We start from the raw sequence: 19,330 nt of genomic DNA, 5'->3' as shown, positions 1-19,330 counted from the left end.
GCCCTCAAGCCGGCTCGAACTGTGGGAACAAGACATCGTTTTCCAGGCGCATATGCTCCTCCAGGTCGCCGAGGAACCCCGCCAGCCCGGTGTAAAGCGCAGTCCAGGTGCCGCAGACCCCCGCCGGCAAGGTCAAATTGCCGGTCAGACGGCGAATCTCGGCAATTTCGGTGGCGTGATCGTCGTGATCAGCACGCATGACCGCAATCGGGTTTTCGATGCCGGGCATCCCCCCCTTGCGGATGGCGGGGAAGAGGATCAGTTCCTCTTTTTTCATATGCACTTCCATCTCGCCGATCATCCGCTCCAGCAGGGCGGACAAACCCTCCGGCACATCATCATCGCCGAAATGCACCGTTTCGACCCGTTCGGCCATCTGGGCAAGCACGGGAAGCTGTTCGCGGTGCCGCTCATGATAGCGCGTTTCGATGTACCGGGTCAGCTCAGCAGGGTCTTGTGGCGGGCTTGCATCAGGCATTGCAGCATCCTTTCGTCAGCGCAGGTTTGGAACGGTTTTTGAGTTGGCGCGAGCCGTGTCCTCCACGGCCATGTGCAAAGAGTGTGCAATCCGCTCGGCGCGGATCATCACATGCGCGGCACCGGCAGGTGGGCAGGTCTCATAGGCGGTCTCGCGAAACAGGCTCAGCCAACGGTCGAAATGCGTCCGTGTTACCGGCAGATGCGCATGCGCCGGCACCGGTGCACCGTGATACTGCCCTGTCATCAACGCGACGGACGACCAGAAGGCTATCATCCGCGCAAGATGTGGCTCCCAGTCGGTGATGCGGCTTGCGAAGATCGGTCCGAGAACACTGTCTGCGCGAACCTTGCCGTAAAATCGATGTACCAAATCCGTCAGCATCCCTTGATCGAGGCCGGTCTTGTCCATGATCGCGCGGGTCATCTCGGGTCGTGCTGATGAAATGCGAGGTTGTTCTGATTGCATGCCGACCATTCTGGCGTCCTGAGGGTTTTTCCGTTGCACCAAGACGTAGACCTGCTAATGGGTATTGTAAATACCTATTCATGTAGTGGAGAGCCCTTTGCGTCTCACATCTTTTACGGATTACGGCCTTCGCATGCTGATGCGCATGGCTGGTGCGCCGGACCGCGCCCACTCCACGGCTGAGATGGCCGATGAGTTCGGTCTGTCCCGCAATCACCTGAGCAAGATCATGCAGCGGTTGTCGGCAGCCGGTGTCGTCGAAACGCGGCGTGGGGGAGGCGGCGGAGCACGGCTTGCCAAACCGGCAAGTGATATCCCGCTCGGGGCGTTGATCAAGCTGCTGGAGGAAGATCAGCCCTTGGTCGAATGCTTCTCCACCGGAAATGCCTGCACGCTCGATGGCTCCTGCGGTCTCAAAGCACGGCTGCGTGTGGCCGAGACCGCTTTTCTGGAATCGCTCGACCGCAGCACGCTCGCCGACATCGCATTGCGCCAATCGCAGAGCATATGAGGCAGACAAATGACGACATCAAGTTCCAGGCCGACCACAACGCCGGACGTGATTACCTTTGACGGTAACCGCTTTCTGGTCCCGGCCGAACTGATCGCCACATCGTTTGATTTGGCCCCCGCCGACGTGCCCGACCTGATGCGACAAGGTACGATCACGAGCCGTAGTGAGACCGGGGTGGAGGAGGACGCAGGTCGTTGGCGTATCACGTTCTTTTACAATGGTCGGACGTTGCGTTTAACCGTCGACGCTCAGGGTGAGGTTCTGAAACGTACGCTGTTCGATACCCCCGGGCGCACTGCCTAAGCGACGGAGGGGCAGGCGTGCCCGGCTTTCGCCGTGAGGATCATCCGATAAAGTTTTCGGGCTCGGCTATTGCTCGATACCGCTTGAGAAAACCGCCCAAGGCGTTCAGTTGATTGCGCAGCGGGTGTGACCCGCCCCACTTCCCAGCGGTCAATCCGCCCGCGCAATCGCGACAAGGGATGAGATGAATTGGAACTGACGCAGTCGCTCCCATCTCTTTTGGTCGCCAACGGTTTTGTCGTCTTTGCATCCCTTGTCCAGACCTCTACCGGCATGGGGTTTGGCATGATCGCCGCCCCGCTACTTGCATTGATCAGTCTTGATTGCGTGCCAGGCCCGATGCTGTTCGTGAACTTGTTTCTTTCATTGTTGATGTTGGGCGACGGCAGAAGTTTCGTGGTGCGCAAAGAGGTGACACTGCTGCTTCCGACGATCTTTGTCGGCACTTTGATTGGCGCGGCAATCATCATGCTTTTGCCAGTCGACATTCTGGGCATCGTATTTGCCCTGATGATCCTTGTGGCCGTCGCAATCACTGTCTTCACAAAAGCACTAGCGATGACATCTGGCAATCTTGCGATCTGTGGCGTGGCCGTCGGGGTGATGGGGACTGCCACCGGCATTCCCGGAGGGCCTTTGGTGGTCCTGTATCAAAACGAACCGATTGAAAAGACGCGGCCGACGATGGCACTGGTCTTTACTTTTTCCTACGTCTCATCTTTGTCAGCGCTTGGTATTGCAGGTTTCTTTTCGGTGCAACTGGCATTTCTTGGGCTGCTGATGCTACCCGGTTTAATCCTGGGATATGTCGTTGGAAAACGTGTAAGAGGCTACATGAGCCGTGACATCGGGCGTTTTCTGATGCTTTCAATTGCATCTGGCGGGGCCGTATTACTCTTGCTGAAATCAATTTAGGTCGAGCGCGGGATGATGACATGAGCAAGTGGATCACGGACGCAATCAACAAGATCAACGCAGATGCACATCGCTCGGGCGACACGCATCTGTTCAAACTTCCGATCCCCCGGCTCGAAGGCGTCGATATCTACCTCAAGGACGAAAGCACCCACCCGACCGGCAGTCTGAAACACCGGCTGGCGCGATCGCTGTTTTTGTACGCCCTGTGCAACGGCAAAATCACGCAAGATACAACTGTGGTTGAGGCGTCCTCTGGCAGCACGGCGGTGTCCGAGGCCTACTTTGCCCGCATGATCGGGGTTCCCTTCATCGCGGTCCTGCCCAAAAGCACCGCGCGCAGCAAGATCAGGCTTATCGAGTTTTATGGCGGACAGACGCATTTCGTCGACAGCGCACCGCAGATGCATGACGCTTCCGTCGCCTTGGCCGAGCAGATCGGCGGCTACTTCATGGATCAGTTCACTTATGCCGAACGGGCAACCGATTGGCGCGGCAACAACAACATCGCCGAAAGCGTGTTCACGCAGATGGCGTATGAACCCCACCCCGTCCCGGCCCATCTGGTGATGAGCGCGGGCACAGGCGGCACTTCGGCCACCTTGGGTCGCTATATCCGCTACAAGGGCTATGATACACAGCTGACAGTCGTGGACCCTGAAAACTCAGTTTTCTATGATGGTTACATGACCGGTGATTGCAATCTGCGGTCAGATAAATCCAGTCGTATCGAAGGGATCGGGCGGCCCAAGGTTGAGCATTCCTTCCAGCCCGGCGTCATTGACGCGATGATCCGGGTGCCCGATGCGGCCAGCATTGCGACGATGCTGTGGCTGGAAAAACTGATCGGGCGCAAGACCGGCCCGTCGACCGGGACAAACCTCTGGGGGGCGTTGCAGATTGCGCAGGATATGCGACAGGCAAAACGAGAGGGCTCCATCGTGACCCTGCTCTGTGACAGTGGAGATCGGTATCTGGATACCTATCACAACCCGGAGTGGGTGCGTGACTGCATTGGCGACTACCAGGATTTCGACGTTGTTCTGGAAGAAACCTACAGCTAAAGCTGGTCCTCTCGCGGGAATACGGTGTGTGATGCCGCCGGTGTTGCCGCGAAGTGTACCTTGTCCTTGATCCGCTGGCGCGTGTCCACAGCGAGCCGGAAAAACGCGAAGATGCCAAACAGGAACAACACCAGACCGATAAAAAGAAACAACCCGCCTTCGGAATTGCCACTCATGAACAGGGACGCCGCTACAGGGCCAATTGTGGCCCCAACGGAAAAGGCGAGGATCAATCCGCCGCTGGTCTCCACCATCAGCGCGTTGGGGACGGCATCATTGGCATGGGATATGCACAAGGCATAGATCGGGATCATGAGCGCGCCGTGCAGTACTGCCAGCATCAGTATCGGTGCCCCGGGCGCGGTCACGTCAAAGCCAATGGCCAATCCTGAAAGCACGGTGCCGCAAGACACTATCCCAATCACAATTCGCCGATCAATCTTGTCTGAAATCCAGCCAAGTGGCCATTGTGACAGCGTGCCGCCCAACACGAAAGCTGCCATCAGCAGTGCGATGTCGCTGGTGATCATGTCCCGCCCTTGCGCAAATACCGGACCCAGCGACCAGAACGCACCTTCAGCCATGCCTGATGAGAAGCAGCCGACAATACCCACCGGAGATACCGCATAGAGCTTGCGAAGGTCCAGCCGCGCCGCTGGAATTGGAGTAGGAGCCGGCGTGGGCGTCAGGCTGATCGGCACAATCGCAAGACAAATCAGGATTGCAACGACCAGAAACAGGGTCGAACCAGCTGTATCAGAGGCGTTCACCAACAACTGTCCAATCATCGTGACGATGTTTGTCACGATAATGTAAACCGACAAGACCCGCCCGCGATTGGCGTTTGAGGACGCGTCGTTCAGCCAGCTCTCGACGACGACATAGATCACGGCGATGCAAATACCGCTGACGATGCGCAAGCCGCCCCAGACCCACGGGTCAACATAAAGCGGAAAGGCCAAAAACGTCGCTGTCAAAAGCGCGGTTAGCCCCGCGAATACACGCACATGGCCAACCGCGCTGATCAGTCTTGGCCCAACGAAACAGCCGATGGTAAAGCCGCCGAAATAGGCCGTGCCCATTACGCCGATCATCGCGGCGGTATAGCCCTCCTGCCCCGCGCGAATGGGCAGCAGGGTCTGGAACAACCCGTTGCCCGCAAACAAAAGGCCTGCACACAGCAGGATCGTCACAATCGCCAGCACGGGCGATTTATGATCTGGCTGTGTCATGAGCACGGGGCCTTTCAGAAGTCGTTAGGTCCGTTGGTAGATCACAGGAAACCAATCTTCGCGCAGCATCTGCCCCGGTGTCATGCCATGGCCCAGAAACGGCGGCGAGGTCGGACCGGGGCGCTCTACATAGCGGGCATCATCCCCAACGAGGCGCAAGGAAAATGCGCGGCGGCGGGACTCTGTGGTGTTGCCGCGCGCGCCATGCAGCGTGCCATAGTTGAAGGCCACCGCATCACCCGGCTCCATCTCCCATTCGCGGATTTCCATGCCTTCGGCATCGGGATCCGGCACCGGCATGTAGTCATCCTCGTTCGGGTAAAAACTGGTCTCTGCGAGCCAACGGGTCGGCAACACGGGCTTTTCCCAGGAATGGCTGCCCGCGACACAGCGCAGGCTTGCGCCCCTGACCGTGTCCATCGGCGACCAGAAGCTGACATTCTGCATTCCGTCGACGAAGTAATATGGGCCGTCCTGATGCCAGGGCGTCGGCTTCGACGTGCCCGGCTCCTTGACCAGCACATGATCATGGAACACCTGAACGCGCTTCGATTGCATCAGGTCGGCGGCCACTTCACCTACGTCGGAGTTGCGGATCACCTCTTCAAATTCGGGAATGCGGGTCCAGTTGCAATAGTCATCGAAGAAACGGCCGCCCTCGCCTTCCTTGAGGTTCTCGGCAGCATAGGGACCGGGTTCTTTCATGTTGCGTTCGATACCGGCGCGGATCGTCTCGACATGATCGGCAAACAGACCCTTGATCAGCACAACGCCATCGCGCTGGAAGGTATCGACATGGTCTTGGGTAAGAAGTGCGTGCATCTTGTGATCCTCCGTATTCGGGGCAGGCATACGCAACAAAAGATTTAACTTCTAATAATATTTTATCATACTAATAATAGCGTCATGTTAAACGTTACCCTGCGCCAGTATGAATATATCGTCGGCGTTGCCGACGAAGGCAGTCTGACCAAAGCAGCGGCGCAACTGAATGTGTCGCAGCCATCGCTTTCGGTCGCAATCACTCGGGTCGAACAACACCTAGGGAGAGCGATCTTCCTGCGCGGAAAAGGGTCAGCAATCGAGATCACCCCTTTCGGGCACCGTCTCATTGCGCAGGCGCGGTCCCTGTTGACGCTTGCAACCGAGATTGAGCAGGGCCACGACGCTACGCATACTTGGGGCGTTGGCTGTTTTGCAGACATCGCGCCGTGGTATCTGGCGCCCGCGCTCAAACGACTTGCGGACCGTTTTCCAGCATTGTCCTTTTCGGGACGCGAAGGGCGTTTTGCGGATCTGGCGCGCGATTTGGCCGAAGGACTGTTGGACTTCGTGATTTCCTATGATGTTGGGTTCGAAGGGAATTTCATGCGCCGCAAGCTGACCGATATTGCGCCTGTGGCTTTTGTCGAAATTGATCATCCCCTGACCGGACGGGATGAGCTGGAACTGTCCGACCTCGAGGGCATACCCCTGATCCTGTTCAATGAGGACCTGTCGCAGGGATTCATGCGCGATCTGTTCGCGCGGATGCACCTGACACCGGTGATCCAGCAAAAGGTGGCATCGCTGGAGATGATGCGATCGCTGGCTGCCAATGGTGTGGGTGTCGGCATCAGCTATTCCCGCCCGCCCGGTGATCTGAGCTATGACGGCAAACCCCTTGTGACCGTGCCGATTGCCACGCCACAGGCGAAAACAGAGATCTCCCTGATCTGGTCAAGCCTGCGGGAAGACAGCCCCGATTTCCGCGCCATACTTGATGTGCTTTCACCGTGAAGTCAGGCACATTCGCCAAGGACCTGATCCAGAACAGCGATGATCATCCCCGCATCCTCCGCCTCAATTGTCAGCGGCGGGCGGAACTTGAGGATATTGTCCCTTGGCCCCTCACTGCCGATGAGGATGCGGTGATCGCGCACGCGGTTCTTGACGTAGGCGCATATCTCTGTGGCCTCAGAGCCATCGGTCCGGATCAGTTCCACCCCCAGAAACAGCCCCATGCCGCGCACGTCGCCCACGCAATCATGTTTCGCTTCCAGCGCTTTCAGACCTGCCATCAACTGGCCGCCGATCACGCGGGCGTTTTCCTGCAAGCCTTCATCGTCCACGATCTGCAGCACCTCACGTCCGATCCGGCAGGACAGGGTTGAGCCTCCGAAGGTCGAGAAAAACTCGATCCCGTTGTCAAAGCTCTCCGCAATTGCCTTGGTCGTGACGACCACTCCCATTGGATGCCCATTGCCAATTGGTTTGCCCAGCACGACGACGTCCGGCAGCACCTCTTGGTGTTCGAAGCCGAAATAGTATTCACCCAATCTCCCCAGCCCGGTCTGCACTTCGTCCGCGATGCAGATGCCGCCCGCCGCGCGGACCTTGGCATAGACCGCCGACAGATAGCCTTTGGGCGGAATGATCTGACCGCCAACCGACGGGAAGGTTTCGGCGATGAACCCCGCGACGCCCTGCCCTTTTTGCCGCAAGGACGCGATCGCAGGATCGACAAGGTCTGCGAATTTCTGGGCGCGCTCAGGGTCGTTGCGGCGGAACGAGCCGCGGTAGTCATCTGCGATTTCCACCAGCTCCACCCAATCGGCCTGGCCAACACCGCCTGGCTTGTTGAACTTGTAAGCAGAAATATTGACCGCACCCGTAGTGTTCCCGTGATAGCCATGATCGGGCGTGACCATACCTTTGGCACCGGTGTGCGCCCGCGCTAGCCGCAGAGCCAACTCGTTCGCTTCAGACCCCGAGTTCACGAAATAGCAGACCTGCAAGTGGCCGGGCATCTTGGACAGGATCTTGTCCGCAAAAGCGGTCTGCGCGGGATGCAGATAACGCGTATTGGAATTGATCCGCCTGAGCTGATCCGCCGCCACCGCCTGAATGCGCGGATGGGCGTGGCCCACATGCGGCACATTATTGTAGGCGTCGAGATAGGGGCGGCCCCATTCGTCAAAGAGATGGTGCCGCCAGCCGCGCACCAGCATCACGGGGTCATCATAGGTCAGGCTGAGATTGCCGCCGAAATGCGCCTCACGACCCTGCCTGATCCCAGCCTTGTCTGTCGGGACATAGCAAAGCTTGTCGTCGGGCAGGTTCAGCAAGGCGGCCGGGTTGGGACAGACCGCGCGCCACAGATACATCTCGTCAGGATCGCCCACACCGGGCCAGTCGGCCTCGATCCCTTCAGTGGTCAGCGCAAGCTGGAAATGCACATGCGGTGCCCAGCCGCCATTCATGCTTGGATCACCAAGGCGGCAGAATTCCTCACCTTTCTCGATCACCTGACCCACGCGCAGGCGGTCCAGAAACTCTGGGTCGAGGTGCCCATAGAGCGTGAAGAACGGATCACCCTCGGGCGTTTCATGGCGCAGGATGATCACCCCACCGTAATCCAGATGCCCCGCGCGATACTCCGCGATGAACACTTCGCCCCGCAAAGGCGCGAACATTGGCGTCCCGGCGGGTGCAAACACATCGACGGCCAGATGCACCGTGCGGCGGTCGCTGGCCTTCCATGGCCCCTTGCGAAAGGCAGGCTCGGCATAGATCAGGCGTGGCTCGTGATAGTAGCCCAGCCACATGCGCCCGTGATCCTCGAATTCCTCGCCCACGCGGGCGGCTTCTTCCAGGGGCATATGAAACGGGTTCTGCGGCCAGGCCGATTCCTCGACGGACAAGGACCCCAATGGGGCCTGCGACAGATCGCACCCCATCAGGGGCGCGAAATGCCCGCGTTCCCGGTCAAGCCATGTCGCCACACGGTCCGCCCCTTCGACCACGGGCAGGCCGCAGGCAGCACGCAGCCTTGCGCTGAGCAATCCGCCGTGCAGCGCGCAGCCTTCCAGGAACCGCCACGCGGGCGCCTGCGAAATCGTGACATAGGGGTCATCGGGGTTCTCTGCGGCCATCAAGGTGGAGTTCACAACGCTGACCGCCAGCCGCATCCGCAGCAGCGGCCAGATCAAGTCCACCTCTTGCGCCGCAAGCGGATTGGCCTCGTGATAACCCGCGACAAAGGCCGCCAACGCGGCTTCGGGCTTTGGATGATCCAGCACGATGTAGGCCGCAGCAATGGCCAAATCGCACACACGCGGGGCGGCGCACATATCGCCAAGATCAATCAGGCCGGACACGCGGCGCGCGTCGTTCCATGTGCCCTCGACCAGGATGTTGTAGTCATTGGCGTCGTTGTGGATCGCCTGATGCGGCAGGGCATCCAGCGCAGGCTTCAGCGCCGCGAACCGGGCATGGATCCCCTCGACGATCCGACGCCGCGCCGGATCGGGGATGCAACCCGTTTGATCCGCGATCCACCCGGCGCGCATCAGATCCCATTTGAAATCACGCACCAAACCGGCATGCTCGAAATCTGCCAGCGCCAGGGCCGTCCCGCCCAGCACCTGCCCGATCTGGTGGATCAGCGCCCGACTTTTTGGCGCCACATGGGCATAGCAGCGCCCTGGCAGTTGGCGCAGAACCCAGGCTAGGCGTTCCGCGCATGTCTCGTCCTTCAAAGTCACAACCGATGCGCCCCCGGCGGCCCGTACAACCACCGGACACGGCAGGTCAGGTCGTTTCGCGGTGATGTGCTCGAAGGCGCTGACCTGCATATCCACCAGCCACGCTTCGCATCCCGTGCGCATGACCTTGAGGATGTACCCGCTGTCATCATCGGCTTTCGCCAGAAAATTCAGATCATACTCACCGTCAAGCGGGCTCAGCTCCGCAGTGATGCCCCAATGCTGTGCCAGGGCCGTCTGCCAATGCTGGATGTGCCGCATGGAAATGTCCTTGGTTCTGGAAAAGCCGAAACGCGGGCCACCTAGATTTGCGTGCGCAGTTTGTAGCCGGGCGCAAAAAGCAGCCTGACCTTTGTGACGGATACCGCATTGTCCCAAGTCACCCGGTCAATGGCAAACAAGGCGCTGTGGGGGGCGATCCCAAGCACCTCCGAATCCTGCTGGTCGGCCTGCACGGCGGAAAAGGCGATATCCCCGTGCGTGTAGGGCGCGTGTTGCATCAACCATTCGTTGGCGCTGAGCACATCGAACGGTTCCGCCGCAGCGTCGGGGACCACGCTTGTATTGATCCACCTGTCTTCGACAGCATAGGCCGCGTCATCGGCCAGATGCAGCGCGCGCAGATTCAGCAGCTTGTCTTGCGCTCTGGTTTTCATCGTCCCGCTGACAGGGGCCGGCGGCACGGCAACGCTGCGCGAAATCAATTGATAGCCGTAGGTCGCGCCGTGTTCCTCGACCTCATGCCGGATCACCGCGATATCAAGCGTTGCCTTGGCAACCGGTTGCGCGGCAACCCGAGTACCCGCCTTGCGTTTGCGGTCAAGCCAACCGCTTTCAGCCAAGGATCGCAAGGCACGGTTCACCGTGGACCGGGCGCAGCCAAACTCGATCGCCAGATCGGCTTCGTTGGGGATCAGGGCGCCGGGCGGCCATTCGCGGGCATGAATGCGGCGCAGGACTTCGTCCTGCACGCTTTGCCAGTTCCGAAACGTGGGCGAGTTCACAAGGCGTCTCTCAATGCGTCAATCGTGCGTTTATAGGCAGCGACAATACTGGTGCGCTGCACATGCCGGCCGTGCTTTACCATATGGCGGCCAGCGGACCAAACATCCGTCACCAGGCGATCGTCGCCTGCGAAAATCCAGGCGTCCAGCGCGGTGTCGAGCTGCCTGCCCCACATATGTTCAGAGAGTGTATCCAGCGCCAGCATATCGGCCCAGCATCCCGCCTCGATGCGCCCGGTCTTTCGGCCAGAGGCCTGTGCGCCGCCTTGCAGCATCCCGTCGAACATTCGCCGACCGGTCGATTTGTCCGGCGTCGCCAGTGCTGCGCGCGTGCCGTCGCGCAGGCGTTGCGAGTAATCCAGCGTGCGCAATTCCTCGCTTAGCGAAATGCGGATGTTGCTGTCTGACCCGATGGCAAAAGCCCCGCCATTGTCCAGCCAGCGCACCGCGTCAAAGATCCCGTCCCCCAGACTGCTTTCAGTGATCGGACACAGACCGGCGACGGCACCGGAACGGGCCAGCGCGATGGTCTCGTCCGGTGTCATTTGGGTGCAATGGATCAGGCACCAGCGCCCATCCAACTGCATGTTATCGAGCGCCCAGGCCACCGGCCGCGCGCCCCAATGCGACTCAACTTCAGCAACCTCTGCGCGTTGTTCGGCAAGGTGCATGTGAATGGGTCCATCGGGAAAGGCGGTGTTGTAGCCCTTGAGATCCTCGATCCCGACCGCGCGCAGGGAATGCGGGGCGACACCGATGGCGCTGTCGGCGGATGCTTGTTTGATGTGGGCCGCTGCCGCGTCATGAAGCGTTTGAAACTGTTCGAACGTATTGCCGAACCGGATTTGCCCCGCGCTCAGCCCGCGTTGATCACAGCCGCCGAACTGATAGTGCACAGGCAGCAGGCACAGCCCCATGCCGGTGCGATCCGACGCCGCGACGACACGGGCGGATGTTTCCGCGATATCGTCATAGGCAACGCCACCGGGCTGGTGATGCAGATAGTGGAATTCGACCGACGCGCCGTAGCCCGCTTCAAGCATTTCCATCTGCACAAAGGCGGTGATCGTCTCGATATGCTCGGGCGTCAGACGGTCCAGAAAGCGGAACATGAGCTGCCGCCAGGTCCAGAAGCTGTCGCTTGGATCAGGGCCACGGCGTTCTGTCAGGCCCGCCATGGCGCGTTGAAACGCATGGCTGTGCACGTTGACCGGCGCGGGCAGCAGCAGCGGAACCTGCGTGGCCTGATCCGGCGCAGAGGCCCCGCGTTGCACGCCGCCGATCCGGCCCTGCCCGTCAATCTCGACAAGCACTTTGTTCGCCCAGCCGGTCGGCAACAAGGCCGTTTCAGCCCAGATCATCTGCATGGCACACTCCGCTTGACAGATTATTATGTACGCACATAAAGACATTAAGCACCGTAATTTGCAAGTGAGTCGGCCATGCTCCTGACGAATGCCACGATCGCGACACTGAAAGACAACCAGACCTACGGTCTGATCGAAGACGGCGCGATTGCCCTTGCGAATGCCCGCATTGCCTGGGTCGGTCGGGCGGCAGAGCGTCCCGCAGCCTATGCCGACGCGCAAACGCATGATCTGGGCGGACGGCTTGTCACGCCCGCGCTGATCGACTGTCACACGCATGTTGTCTTTGGTGGCAACCGGGCGGCGGAGTTTGAGCTGCGCCTGAACGGAGCCAGTTATGAAGAGGTGGCCCGCGCAGGCGGCGGGATCGTATCCACCGTGTCGGCAACCCGCGCGGCCTCCGAGGACGCGCTCTTGGCCGATGCGCTGACCCGCGTGGACGCTCTGATCGCGGAAGGCATCACCCTGATCGAGGTGAAGTCCGGCTACGGTCTGAATCAGGACACCGAGTTGAAGATGCTGCGCGTGGCCCGTCAGATCGCGCAGGCGCGGCCTGTCGAAGTGCGCACCAGCTTTCTTGGTGCCCATGCTGTGCCGCCCGAATACAAGGGCAGGCCCGACGCCTATATCGACGAGATCTGCATTCCCACCCTGCGCGCCGCCCATGCCGAAGGGCTGGTCGATGCGGTGGATGGGTTTTGCGAGGGCATCGCCTTTGACACAGGCCAGATCGCCCGCGTCTTTGACGTCGCCGTGGAATTGGGGCTGCCGGTCAAGCTGCATGCCGAGCAGTTGTCAAACATCGGCGGCACGCAGCTTGCCGCAGAATACGGCGCGCTCAGCGCGGATCATGTGGAATATGCCACCGATGCGGATGCGCAAGCCCTGGCGGCGTCTGGCACGGTGGCTGTCGTGCTGCCCGGCGCGTTCTACACCCTGCGCGAAACCCAAAGCCCGCCGATCCAGTCCTTTCGCAATCACGGCGTGCCGATGGCGCTGGCCACCGATTGCAACCCCGGCTCATCCCCGCTGACCTCGCCCCTGCTGGCGATGAACATGGCCTGCACGCTGTTTCGCATGACACCGCTTGAGGCCTTGCTGGGTATGACCGCCCATGCGGCGGCGGCTTTGGGCATGGCCGATCGCGGGCGCATCACCGCAGGGGCGCAGGCCGATCTGTGTGTCTGGGACGTGACCCACCCGGCAGAACTTGCCTACCGCATTGGGTTCAACCCGCTTCACCAACGCATCTTCAGGGGATCGCTATGACAATCACGCTTACGCCGGGTGCCGCAACCCTGGCCCAGTTGCAGGACATCTGGGCCAAAGGCCATGCTGTCGCGCTAGACCCTGCCTGCCATGCCGGCATCGCCGCTGCGCAGAAACTGGTGACAAAGGCCGCCAACGGTGACGCGGCGGTTTACGGCGTCAACACTGGGTTTGGCAAACTGGCCAGCGTCAAGATCGCGGCAAAAGACGTGGCCACTCTGCAGCGCAACCTGATCCTGTCCCACTGCTGCGGTGTGGGAGAGCCATTGGACGAACCCACGACGCGACTGATGATGGTGCTCAAGCTGTTGTCGCTGGGGCGCGGTGCCTCTGGCGTTGCCATGACCACAGTCGAGATCCTTCAAGACATGCTTGCGCGCGGCGTCACGCCGGTGATTCCCAGCCAGGGGTCGGTTGGCGCGTCCGGCGATCTGGCCCCGCTCGCCCATATGGCCGCAGCGATGATCGGAGAGGGTGAAGCCACCTATGACGGCACCCGCATGCCGGCCGGTGAGGCGCTGGCCAAGGCGGGGATCACGCCCATTGTTCTGGGTCCCAAAGAGGGGCTGGCCCTGATCAACGGCACGCAATTCTCGACCGCTTGCGCGCTGGTGGGTCTGTGGGGCGCCTGGCGTAATGCCGCGACCAGCGTGCTGACCTGTGCGCTGTCCACCGACGCGATCATGGGCTCCACCGCGCCTTTGCAGGATGCCATCCACACCCTGCGCGGCCATGCCGGCCAGATCGCTGTGGCCCGCGCCCAACGCGCGCTGATGGAGGGCTCGGAAATCCGCGAAAGCCACCAGGACGGCGACACCCGCGTGCAAGACCCTTATTGCATCCGCTGCCAGCCACAGGTGACGGGCGCCGCGATGGACCTGCTGCATTTCGCGGCGCGCACGCTTGAGGTTGAGGCCAACGCTGTCACCGACAATCCGTTGGTTCTGGTCGAGGACGATCTGATCGTCTCGGGTGGGAATTTCCACGCGGAGCCCGTTGGTTTTGCCGCTGATCAGATCGCTGTCGCCATTTCCGAGATTGGCGCGATTGCACAGCGGCGCGTGGCTTTGATGGTGGATCCAACGCTCAGCTTTGATCTGCCGCCCTTCCTGACGCCTGATCCCGGCCTCAACTCCGGCCTGATGATCGCCGAGGTGACGACTGCCGCATTGATGAGCGAAAACAAGCATCTGGCGAACCCCTGCACCACCGACAGTACGCCCACCTCTGCCAACCAGGAAGATCACGTGAGCATGGCAGCCCATGCCGCGCGCCGCCTGTTGCGGATGAACGCGAACCTGAACGTGATCCTCGGGGTGGAGGCGATGTGCGGTGCGCAGGGCATCGAATTCCGCGCGCCCCTGCAAACCAGCGCACCGCTTCAGGTGGCGATGGCAACCTTGCGCGAGGCCGTGCCCAGCCTTGCCGAAGACCGCTACATGGCGCCCTCACTTGAGGCGGCCGCTGCTCTGGTGGAAAACGGTGCGTTGGCCGCGTCTGTGGACCTGCCTGCCTTTGTCAGAGGGTACGCGGCATGAATCCGGTTTCCGTTACCCAGGGCAGCGGCCCTGTCGTTCTGGGCCTGCCGCACACAGGCACCTTCGTTCCTGACGCCATCATGGCGACGTTGAACGAAAATGGCCGCAAGCTGGCGGATACAGATTGGCATATCGACCGGCTCTATGCGGGCTTGCTGCCCGACGCGACGACCGTTACCGCCAATTTCCATCGCTACGTGATCGACGCCAATCGTGATCCGCAGGGGGAAAGCCTTTATCCCGGCCAGAACACGACAAGCCTGGTCCCGCTCACCGATTTCGACGGTGCCGCGATCTGGGCCGAACCGCCCACGGCGACGGATATCGACACCCGCCGCGCGGCTTTTCACGCGCCCTATCACGCGGCGCTGGAAGCCGAGCTGAAGCGCGTGCATGCCTTGCACGGCTGCGCGATCCTGTATGATTGCCACTCGATCCGGTCGCGCATTCCGTTCCTGTTTGAAGGCACCTTGCCGGATTTCAACATCGGCACGAACCAGGGGCGCACCTGTGCGCCAGCCGTTGAGCAATCCGCACGTCAGATCTGCGAAAGGGCCGCTGACTATTCCAGCACGTCCAATGGCCGGTTCAAGGGCGGCTGGACCACGCGGCATTATGGCCAGCCCGCACAGGGCGTCCATGCAATCCAGATAGAACTGGCACAGTCCACCTACCTGCAAGACGAAGCCGCACCCTGGGCCTATGACGAAACCAAAGCGGCAAAGCTGCGCCCGCATCTGGCCGAAATCCTGACCACTCTGGCCGATCTGGCCCCGACCCTAGGAGGCACATCATGACCAACCCCCGCCACAACCTGCGCGACATATACCCCCCGACCGGCCCCGAGATCACCGCCAAAAGCTGGCTCACCGAGGCACCCATGCGGATGCTGATGAACAACCTGCATCCCGATGTAGCTGAAAACCCGCACGAGCTGGTCGTTTACGGCGGCATCGGCCGTGCCGCGCGCACCTGGGAAGACTTTGACGCCATCGTCGCGGCGCTCAAGGATCTGGACGATACACAAACGCTGCTGGTGCAATCGGGCAAACCCGTAGGCGTGTTCAACACGCACAAGGATGCGCCGCGCGTGTTGATCGCCAACTCCAATCTAGTGCCGCATTGGGCCACCTGGGATCATTTCAACGAGTTGGATAAAAAGGGCCTGGCGATGTACGGCCAGATGACCGCCGGGTCGTGGATCTACATCGGCACGCAGGGCATCGTGCAGGGCACCTATGAAACCTTCATGGAAGCGGGCCGCCAGCATTATGAAGGCAACCTGAAAGGTCGGTGGATCTTAACTGGGGGTCTTGGCGGCATGGGCGGCGCGCAGCCGCTGGCCGCGGTGATGGCGGGTGCATGCTGTCTGGCTGTCGAATGCGACGAGACCCGCGCCGATTTCCGTCTTCGCACGCGCTATGTGGATGAGAAAACGCACGATCTGGACGAAGCGCTTGCGATGATTGAGCGCTGGACTGCGGCGGGTGAAGCCAAGTCCGTGGCTCTGATCGGCAACGCCGCCGATGTTTTCCCCGAACTGGTCAAGCGCGGCGTCAGGCCGGATATGGTCACCGACCAGACCTCGGCCCACGATCCGGTCCACGGCTACCTGCCCCAAGGCTGGAGCGTTGCGGAGTGGCGCGAAAAGCAGGAAAGCGATCCCAAGGCTGTCGAGGCTGCCGCGCGCGCCTCGATGAAGATCCAGGTCGCGGCGATGGTCGATTTCTGGAACGCAGGCGTGCCGACGCTGGACTATGGCAACAACATCCGTCAGGTCGCGCAGGAGGAAGGGCTTGAGAACGCCTTTGCCTTCCCCGGCTTCGTGCCCGCCTATATCCGCCCGCTGTTTTGCCGCGGCGTCGGGCCGTTCCGCTGGTGCGCGCTGTCGGGTGATCCCGAGGACATCTACAAGACCGATGCCAAGGTCAAGGAACTGATCGACGACCCGCATCTGCACAACTGGCTCGATATGGCGCGCGAGCGGATCGCGTTTCAGGGCCTGCCCGCCCGCATCTGCTGGGTCGGTCTGGGCCTGCGCGACAAGCTCGGCCTTGCTTTCAACGAGATGGTGCGCAATGGCGAGTTGTCGGCACCTGTGGTCATTGGCCGCGATCACCTGGACAGTGGGTCGGTGGCTTCGCCCAACCGCGAAACCGAGGCGATGAAAGACGGCTCTGACGCGGTTTCAGACTGGCCACTCCTGAATGCGATGCTGAACGTCGCAGGCGGCGCGACATGGGTGTCGCTGCACCACGGCGGCGGCGTCGGCATGGGGTTCTCGCAACACTCCGGCATGGTGATCTGCTGTGATGGCACCGAAGACGCGGATCGCCGGATCGCCAATGTCCTGTGGAATGATCCGGCCACCGGCGTCATGCGCCACGCCGACGCGGGCTATGACATCGCGCTGGACTGCGCGCGCGAAAAAGGGCTGAACTTGCCCGGCATTCTGGGGAGATAACACATGTTCCTGAAAAACGCCTGGTACGTCGCCGCCTGGGATCATGATATAACCCGCGACTTGCAACAGATCATGGTGCTTGGCGAGAAAATCTGCGTGTTCCGCAGCGAGGTTGGCGCGCTTGTCGCCCTCGAAGACGCCTGCCCCCACCGCAAGCTGCCCCTGTCCAAAGGGCGCATCAAAGGCGATACTGTCGAATGCGGCTACCACGGCCTGACATTCAACTGCGTCGGCCAATGCGTCTGGGCGCCCGGATCCGGCGGAATCCCGTCCAATGCCAAGGTGCACGCCTATCCGTTGCACGAAAAATACGGGCTGGTCTGGATCTGGATGGGTAACCCCGCGCTGGCCGATCCGGCCGACATCTTCGAGATCGAGAATTACGACAACCCGGCCTGGGGCATCAATCGCGGTGCCGCGATGGAACTGGACTGCAACTATCTGCTGATGTGCGACAACCTGCTGGATCCGACCCACGTGGCATGGGTGCACCAAAGCAGCTTTGCCGCGGACGCCACCAAGGACACGCCGCTGCGGATCACCAAAACCGAAAATGGCGTGATCGTGCACCGCTGGATGATGGATCACGAACCCGCGCCATTTTACAGAAAAGTGGTGGAGTTCGAGGGCAACTGCGACCGCCTTCAGCATTACGAAGTGCGCTATCCGTCCCATGCGCTCATCAAGGCGGTGTTCACCCCCGCCGGCACCGGAGGGCCGGACGGTTCGTTGCACGAAAACACCTTCATCATGGACAGCTACAATTTCATGACCCCCACAGATGAGGGGCGGACGCGCTATTACTGGTTCCAATTGCGCAACATCAGGCCCGATGACGACGAGCTTTCCAGGATGATGTCCGAAGACGTTCAGCACGCTTTCGAAGAGGACAGGGACGTGCTGAACGAAGTGCAAAAGGGCATGAGCAACAAGACCTCGCCACATATTGATCTGCCCATTGACGGCGGGCAATTGCGCTTCCGCCGCCAGTTGCAGGCCATGATCAACGAAGAACGACAAGTCGACCGGCAAATGGCCGAATAGCGGTATGTGCCACTGGGTCCACCCCAAATTCTCGATGTCGGCTTGGACAAGGCCGCTCGGGCCATTAGCATTGCCGTTGTGGTGAACCAAAATGACCCTGATCTTGGCCTCGGACCTGAAGTAGTCCCGGAAGGTGCGTTTTTCTTCCCTGTGGAAGACTTCAAAGTACCTTTGGATCTGGGGTTCTTGCTCTTGCCGCGTTTCACGCTGCTGGCCTTCAGTGCTGCCCTTGATCCACTGCGTATCGCCAATCAGCTTGCGCAAAAGCCACTCTATCGATGGACCGTTTTTTCCGAGAATGGTCAGGCCATCACCTCATCTTCCGGGATGGATGTAAGCGTCCATGGCAGCCTGGATTCCTTGCCAAAAGACCTGCGTTTGCTGGTCTGCTCAGGCAATCAGGGGTTGGACGCGGCGTCAGACGCGACGGTTGCGCGGCTTCGCAAACACGTCCGCTTTGGTGGCAAGGTCGGGGGGATTTGTACGGGCGCCGCCACTCTTGCACGTGCAGGTTTGCTGAACGATCGCATCTTCACCATGCATTGGGAAAACCAGCCCGGGTTTGTGGAAAGGTATCCTGACTTGATCCCTTCGCCGAAGCGGTTCGAGATTGACGGTGATCTCTGGACATGTGGTGGCGGTGCTGCTGCAACCGAGATGATGCTTTCGATCATCCAGCGCGATTATGGTCGGGATTTCGCGATTGTCGTCTCTGACATGTGCCTCAACTACGGTGAATTGGCACCGCACGCAGCACAAAGGTCCTCACTTGCTCGCGCGCTAAGTACCCGCAACGCCAAATTGGTTCAGGTCGTTCAGGCGATGTACAACAATATCGAAGAGCCGGTATCCTTTGATGAGCTGAGTGAGATAACCGGGCTGTCTCGTCGACAGATCGAGCGTCAATTCAAGCAATATTTGGGGGAAAGCCCCATGATTGCGTACCGCAACATCCGGCTGGATCGAGCACGCGCACTTGTCGTTGAAACTGATATGACTGTTGCGGAAATTGCCATTGCGAGCGGGTTCAGTTCTACTGGAGTACTTTCCCGCCACTACAAGGACCGGTTTGGAAACTCTCCTTCTGCGCACCAGAAAAACAAACAGAAAAGTGAATGAAGTGAGCAATAGTTATTGCTCACTT

18 protein-coding genes are annotated in these 19,330 nt (G+C 60.4%); 11 read left to right on the top strand and 7 right to left on the bottom strand.

The window, feature by feature from the left end; genetic code table 11:
- Positions 1-4: 4 nt before the first annotated feature.
- Together PRI8871_RS15930 and PRI8871_RS15925 are read right to left on the bottom strand one after the other, a co-directional pair.
- Positions 5-478, bottom strand: coding sequence for a hemerythrin domain-containing protein (locus PRI8871_RS15930; protein WP_093994242.1), 474 nt, complete (start codon positions 476-478; stop codon positions 5-7).
- Positions 479-493: 15 nt separating this feature from the next.
- Positions 494-904, bottom strand: coding sequence for a group III truncated hemoglobin (locus tag PRI8871_RS15925; RefSeq protein WP_108887226.1), 411 nt, complete (start codon positions 902-904; stop codon positions 494-496).
- Positions 905-1,043: 139 nt separating this feature from the next.
- Between PRI8871_RS15925 and PRI8871_RS15920 the strand changes: the two genes are divergently transcribed.
- The 4 genes from PRI8871_RS15920 (at position 1,044) to PRI8871_RS15905 (ending at position 3,742) form a co-directional block, all read left to right on the top strand.
- Positions 1,044-1,457, top strand: coding sequence for an RrF2 family transcriptional regulator (locus tag PRI8871_RS15920; protein WP_108887225.1), 414 nt, complete (start codon positions 1,044-1,046; stop codon positions 1,455-1,457).
- Positions 1,458-1,466: 9 nt separating this feature from the next.
- Complete coding sequence (locus tag PRI8871_RS15915) at positions 1,467-1,763, top strand: DUF6522 family protein (protein ID WP_219929034.1); 297 nt, start codon at positions 1,467-1,469, stop codon at positions 1,761-1,763.
- A gap of 189 nt (positions 1,764-1,952) precedes the next feature.
- A complete protein-coding gene (locus PRI8871_RS15910) occupies positions 1,953-2,678 on the top strand; it encodes a sulfite exporter TauE/SafE family protein (protein WP_108887224.1) in 726 nt (241 codons plus the stop codon).
- Positions 2,679-2,698: 20 nt separating this feature from the next.
- Positions 2,699-3,742: a PLP-dependent cysteine synthase family protein gene (locus tag PRI8871_RS15905; protein WP_108887223.1), complete on the top strand. Its 1,044-nt coding sequence runs from the start codon at positions 2,699-2,701 to the stop codon at positions 3,740-3,742.
- On the opposite strand, the gene PRI8871_RS15900 is transcribed toward PRI8871_RS15905, so the two are convergent.
- Both PRI8871_RS15900 and PRI8871_RS15895 read right to left on the bottom strand, forming a co-directional pair.
- Complete coding sequence (locus PRI8871_RS15900; RefSeq protein ID WP_093994246.1) at positions 3,739-4,974, bottom strand: MFS transporter; 1,236 nt, start codon at positions 4,972-4,974, stop codon at positions 3,739-3,741. The genes PRI8871_RS15905 and PRI8871_RS15900 overlap by 4 nt on opposite strands.
- Positions 4,975-4,998: 24 nt before the next feature.
- Positions 4,999-5,796, bottom strand: a complete 798-nt coding sequence (locus tag PRI8871_RS15895) for a phytanoyl-CoA dioxygenase family protein (RefSeq protein ID WP_108887222.1) — start codon at positions 5,794-5,796, stop codon at positions 4,999-5,001.
- 84 nt (positions 5,797-5,880) lie between these two features.
- Here PRI8871_RS15895 and PRI8871_RS15890 point away from each other — a divergent pair, with 84 nt between their 5' ends.
- Positions 5,881-6,753, top strand: a complete 873-nt coding sequence (locus tag PRI8871_RS15890) for a LysR family transcriptional regulator (protein WP_108887221.1) — start codon at positions 5,881-5,883, stop codon at positions 6,751-6,753.
- Positions 6,754-6,755: 2 nt separating this feature from the next.
- Here PRI8871_RS15890 and PRI8871_RS15885 read toward each other — a convergent pair whose 3' ends face one another.
- Genes PRI8871_RS15885 through PRI8871_RS15875 form a run of 3 tightly spaced genes read right to left on the bottom strand, consistent with a single transcriptional unit; the run spans position 6,756 to position 11,871 of the window.
- Positions 6,756-9,761, bottom strand: coding sequence for an aminotransferase class III-fold pyridoxal phosphate-dependent enzyme (locus PRI8871_RS15885; RefSeq protein ID WP_181389495.1), 3,006 nt, complete (start codon positions 9,759-9,761; stop codon positions 6,756-6,758).
- A gap of 41 nt (positions 9,762-9,802) precedes the next feature.
- A complete protein-coding gene (hutC, locus tag PRI8871_RS15880; RefSeq protein WP_245897890.1) occupies positions 9,803-10,471 on the bottom strand; it encodes a histidine utilization transcriptional repressor HutC in 669 nt (222 codons plus the stop codon).
- A 29-nt stretch (positions 10,472-10,500) separates the two neighbouring features.
- The gene (locus PRI8871_RS15875; protein WP_108887219.1) at positions 10,501-11,871 is read right to left on the bottom strand and encodes a formimidoylglutamate deiminase; all 1,371 of its coding nucleotides are present in this window, start codon (positions 11,869-11,871) and stop codon (positions 10,501-10,503) included.
- A 75-nt stretch (positions 11,872-11,946) separates the two neighbouring features.
- Between PRI8871_RS15875 and hutI the strand changes: the two genes are divergently transcribed.
- The 6 genes from hutI to PRI8871_RS15845 are packed head-to-tail and all read left to right on the top strand — an operon-like array spanning position 11,947 to position 19,305.
- On the top strand, positions 11,947-13,140 hold the full coding sequence (gene hutI, locus PRI8871_RS15870) for an imidazolonepropionase (protein ID WP_072704121.1): 1,194 nt from the start codon (positions 11,947-11,949) through the stop codon (positions 13,138-13,140).
- Positions 13,137-14,678 (top strand): histidine ammonia-lyase, encoded by a 1,542-nt coding sequence (gene hutH, locus PRI8871_RS15865; protein WP_072704124.1) that lies wholly within the window; start codon positions 13,137-13,139, stop codon positions 14,676-14,678. Before hutI ends, hutH begins: the two co-directional genes overlap by 4 nt.
- Positions 14,675-15,475 (top strand): N-formylglutamate deformylase, encoded by an 801-nt coding sequence (gene hutG / locus PRI8871_RS15860; protein ID WP_108887218.1) that lies wholly within the window; start codon positions 14,675-14,677, stop codon positions 15,473-15,475. Before hutH ends, hutG begins: the two co-directional genes overlap by 4 nt.
- Positions 15,472-17,142, top strand: coding sequence for a urocanate hydratase (gene hutU, locus PRI8871_RS15855; protein ID WP_108887217.1), 1,671 nt, complete (start codon positions 15,472-15,474; stop codon positions 17,140-17,142). Before hutG ends, hutU begins: the two co-directional genes overlap by 4 nt.
- Before the next feature lie 3 nt (positions 17,143-17,145).
- Positions 17,146-18,186: an aromatic ring-hydroxylating dioxygenase subunit alpha gene (locus PRI8871_RS15850; protein WP_108887216.1), complete on the top strand. Its 1,041-nt coding sequence runs from the start codon at positions 17,146-17,148 to the stop codon at positions 18,184-18,186.
- A 42-nt stretch (positions 18,187-18,228) separates the two neighbouring features.
- On the top strand, positions 18,229-19,305 hold the full coding sequence (locus tag PRI8871_RS15845; RefSeq protein WP_228069645.1) for a GlxA family transcriptional regulator: 1,077 nt from the start codon (positions 18,229-18,231) through the stop codon (positions 19,303-19,305).
- The last annotated feature ends 25 nt before the right edge of the window (positions 19,306-19,330 follow it).

The organism is Pseudoprimorskyibacter insulae, from assembly GCF_900302505.1.
Classification (GTDB): Bacteria; Pseudomonadota; Alphaproteobacteria; order Rhodobacterales; family Rhodobacteraceae; genus Pseudoprimorskyibacter; species Pseudoprimorskyibacter insulae.
Note: the sequence above shows the minus strand (reverse complement) of the source record. Positions and strands in the feature narration are given on the sequence as shown.

Coding starts and splice junctions, on each gene's coding strand:
- PRI8871_RS15930 (WP_093994242.1), bottom strand. CDS start 478: ATGCCTGATGCAAGCCCGCCACAAGACCCTGCTGAGCTGACCCGGTAC.
- PRI8871_RS15925 (WP_108887226.1), bottom strand. CDS start 904: ATGACCCGCGCGATCATGGACAAGACCGGCCTCGATCAAGGGATGCTG.
- PRI8871_RS15915 (WP_219929034.1), top strand. CDS start 1,467: ATGACGACATCAAGTTCCAGGCCGACCACAACGCCGGACGTGATTACC.
- PRI8871_RS15905 (WP_108887223.1), top strand. CDS start 2,699: ATGAGCAAGTGGATCACGGACGCAATCAACAAGATCAACGCAGATGCA.
- PRI8871_RS15900 (WP_093994246.1), bottom strand. CDS start 4,974: ATGACACAGCCAGATCATAAATCGCCCGTGCTGGCGATTGTGACGATC.
- PRI8871_RS15895 (WP_108887222.1), bottom strand. CDS start 5,796: ATGCACGCACTTCTTACCCAAGACCATGTCGATACCTTCCAGCGCGAT.
- PRI8871_RS15890 (WP_108887221.1), top strand. CDS start 5,881: ATGTTAAACGTTACCCTGCGCCAGTATGAATATATCGTCGGCGTTGCC.
- PRI8871_RS15885 (WP_181389495.1), bottom strand. CDS start 9,761: ATGCGGCACATCCAGCATTGGCAGACGGCCCTGGCACAGCATTGGGGC.
- PRI8871_RS15875 (WP_108887219.1), bottom strand. CDS start 11,871: ATGCAGATGATCTGGGCTGAAACGGCCTTGTTGCCGACCGGCTGGGCG.
- hutI (WP_072704121.1), top strand. CDS start 11,947: ATGCTCCTGACGAATGCCACGATCGCGACACTGAAAGACAACCAGACC.
- hutH (WP_072704124.1), top strand. CDS start 13,137: ATGACAATCACGCTTACGCCGGGTGCCGCAACCCTGGCCCAGTTGCAG.
- hutG (WP_108887218.1), top strand. CDS start 14,675: ATGAATCCGGTTTCCGTTACCCAGGGCAGCGGCCCTGTCGTTCTGGGC.
- hutU (WP_108887217.1), top strand. CDS start 15,472: ATGACCAACCCCCGCCACAACCTGCGCGACATATACCCCCCGACCGGC.
- PRI8871_RS15850 (WP_108887216.1), top strand. CDS start 17,146: ATGTTCCTGAAAAACGCCTGGTACGTCGCCGCCTGGGATCATGATATA.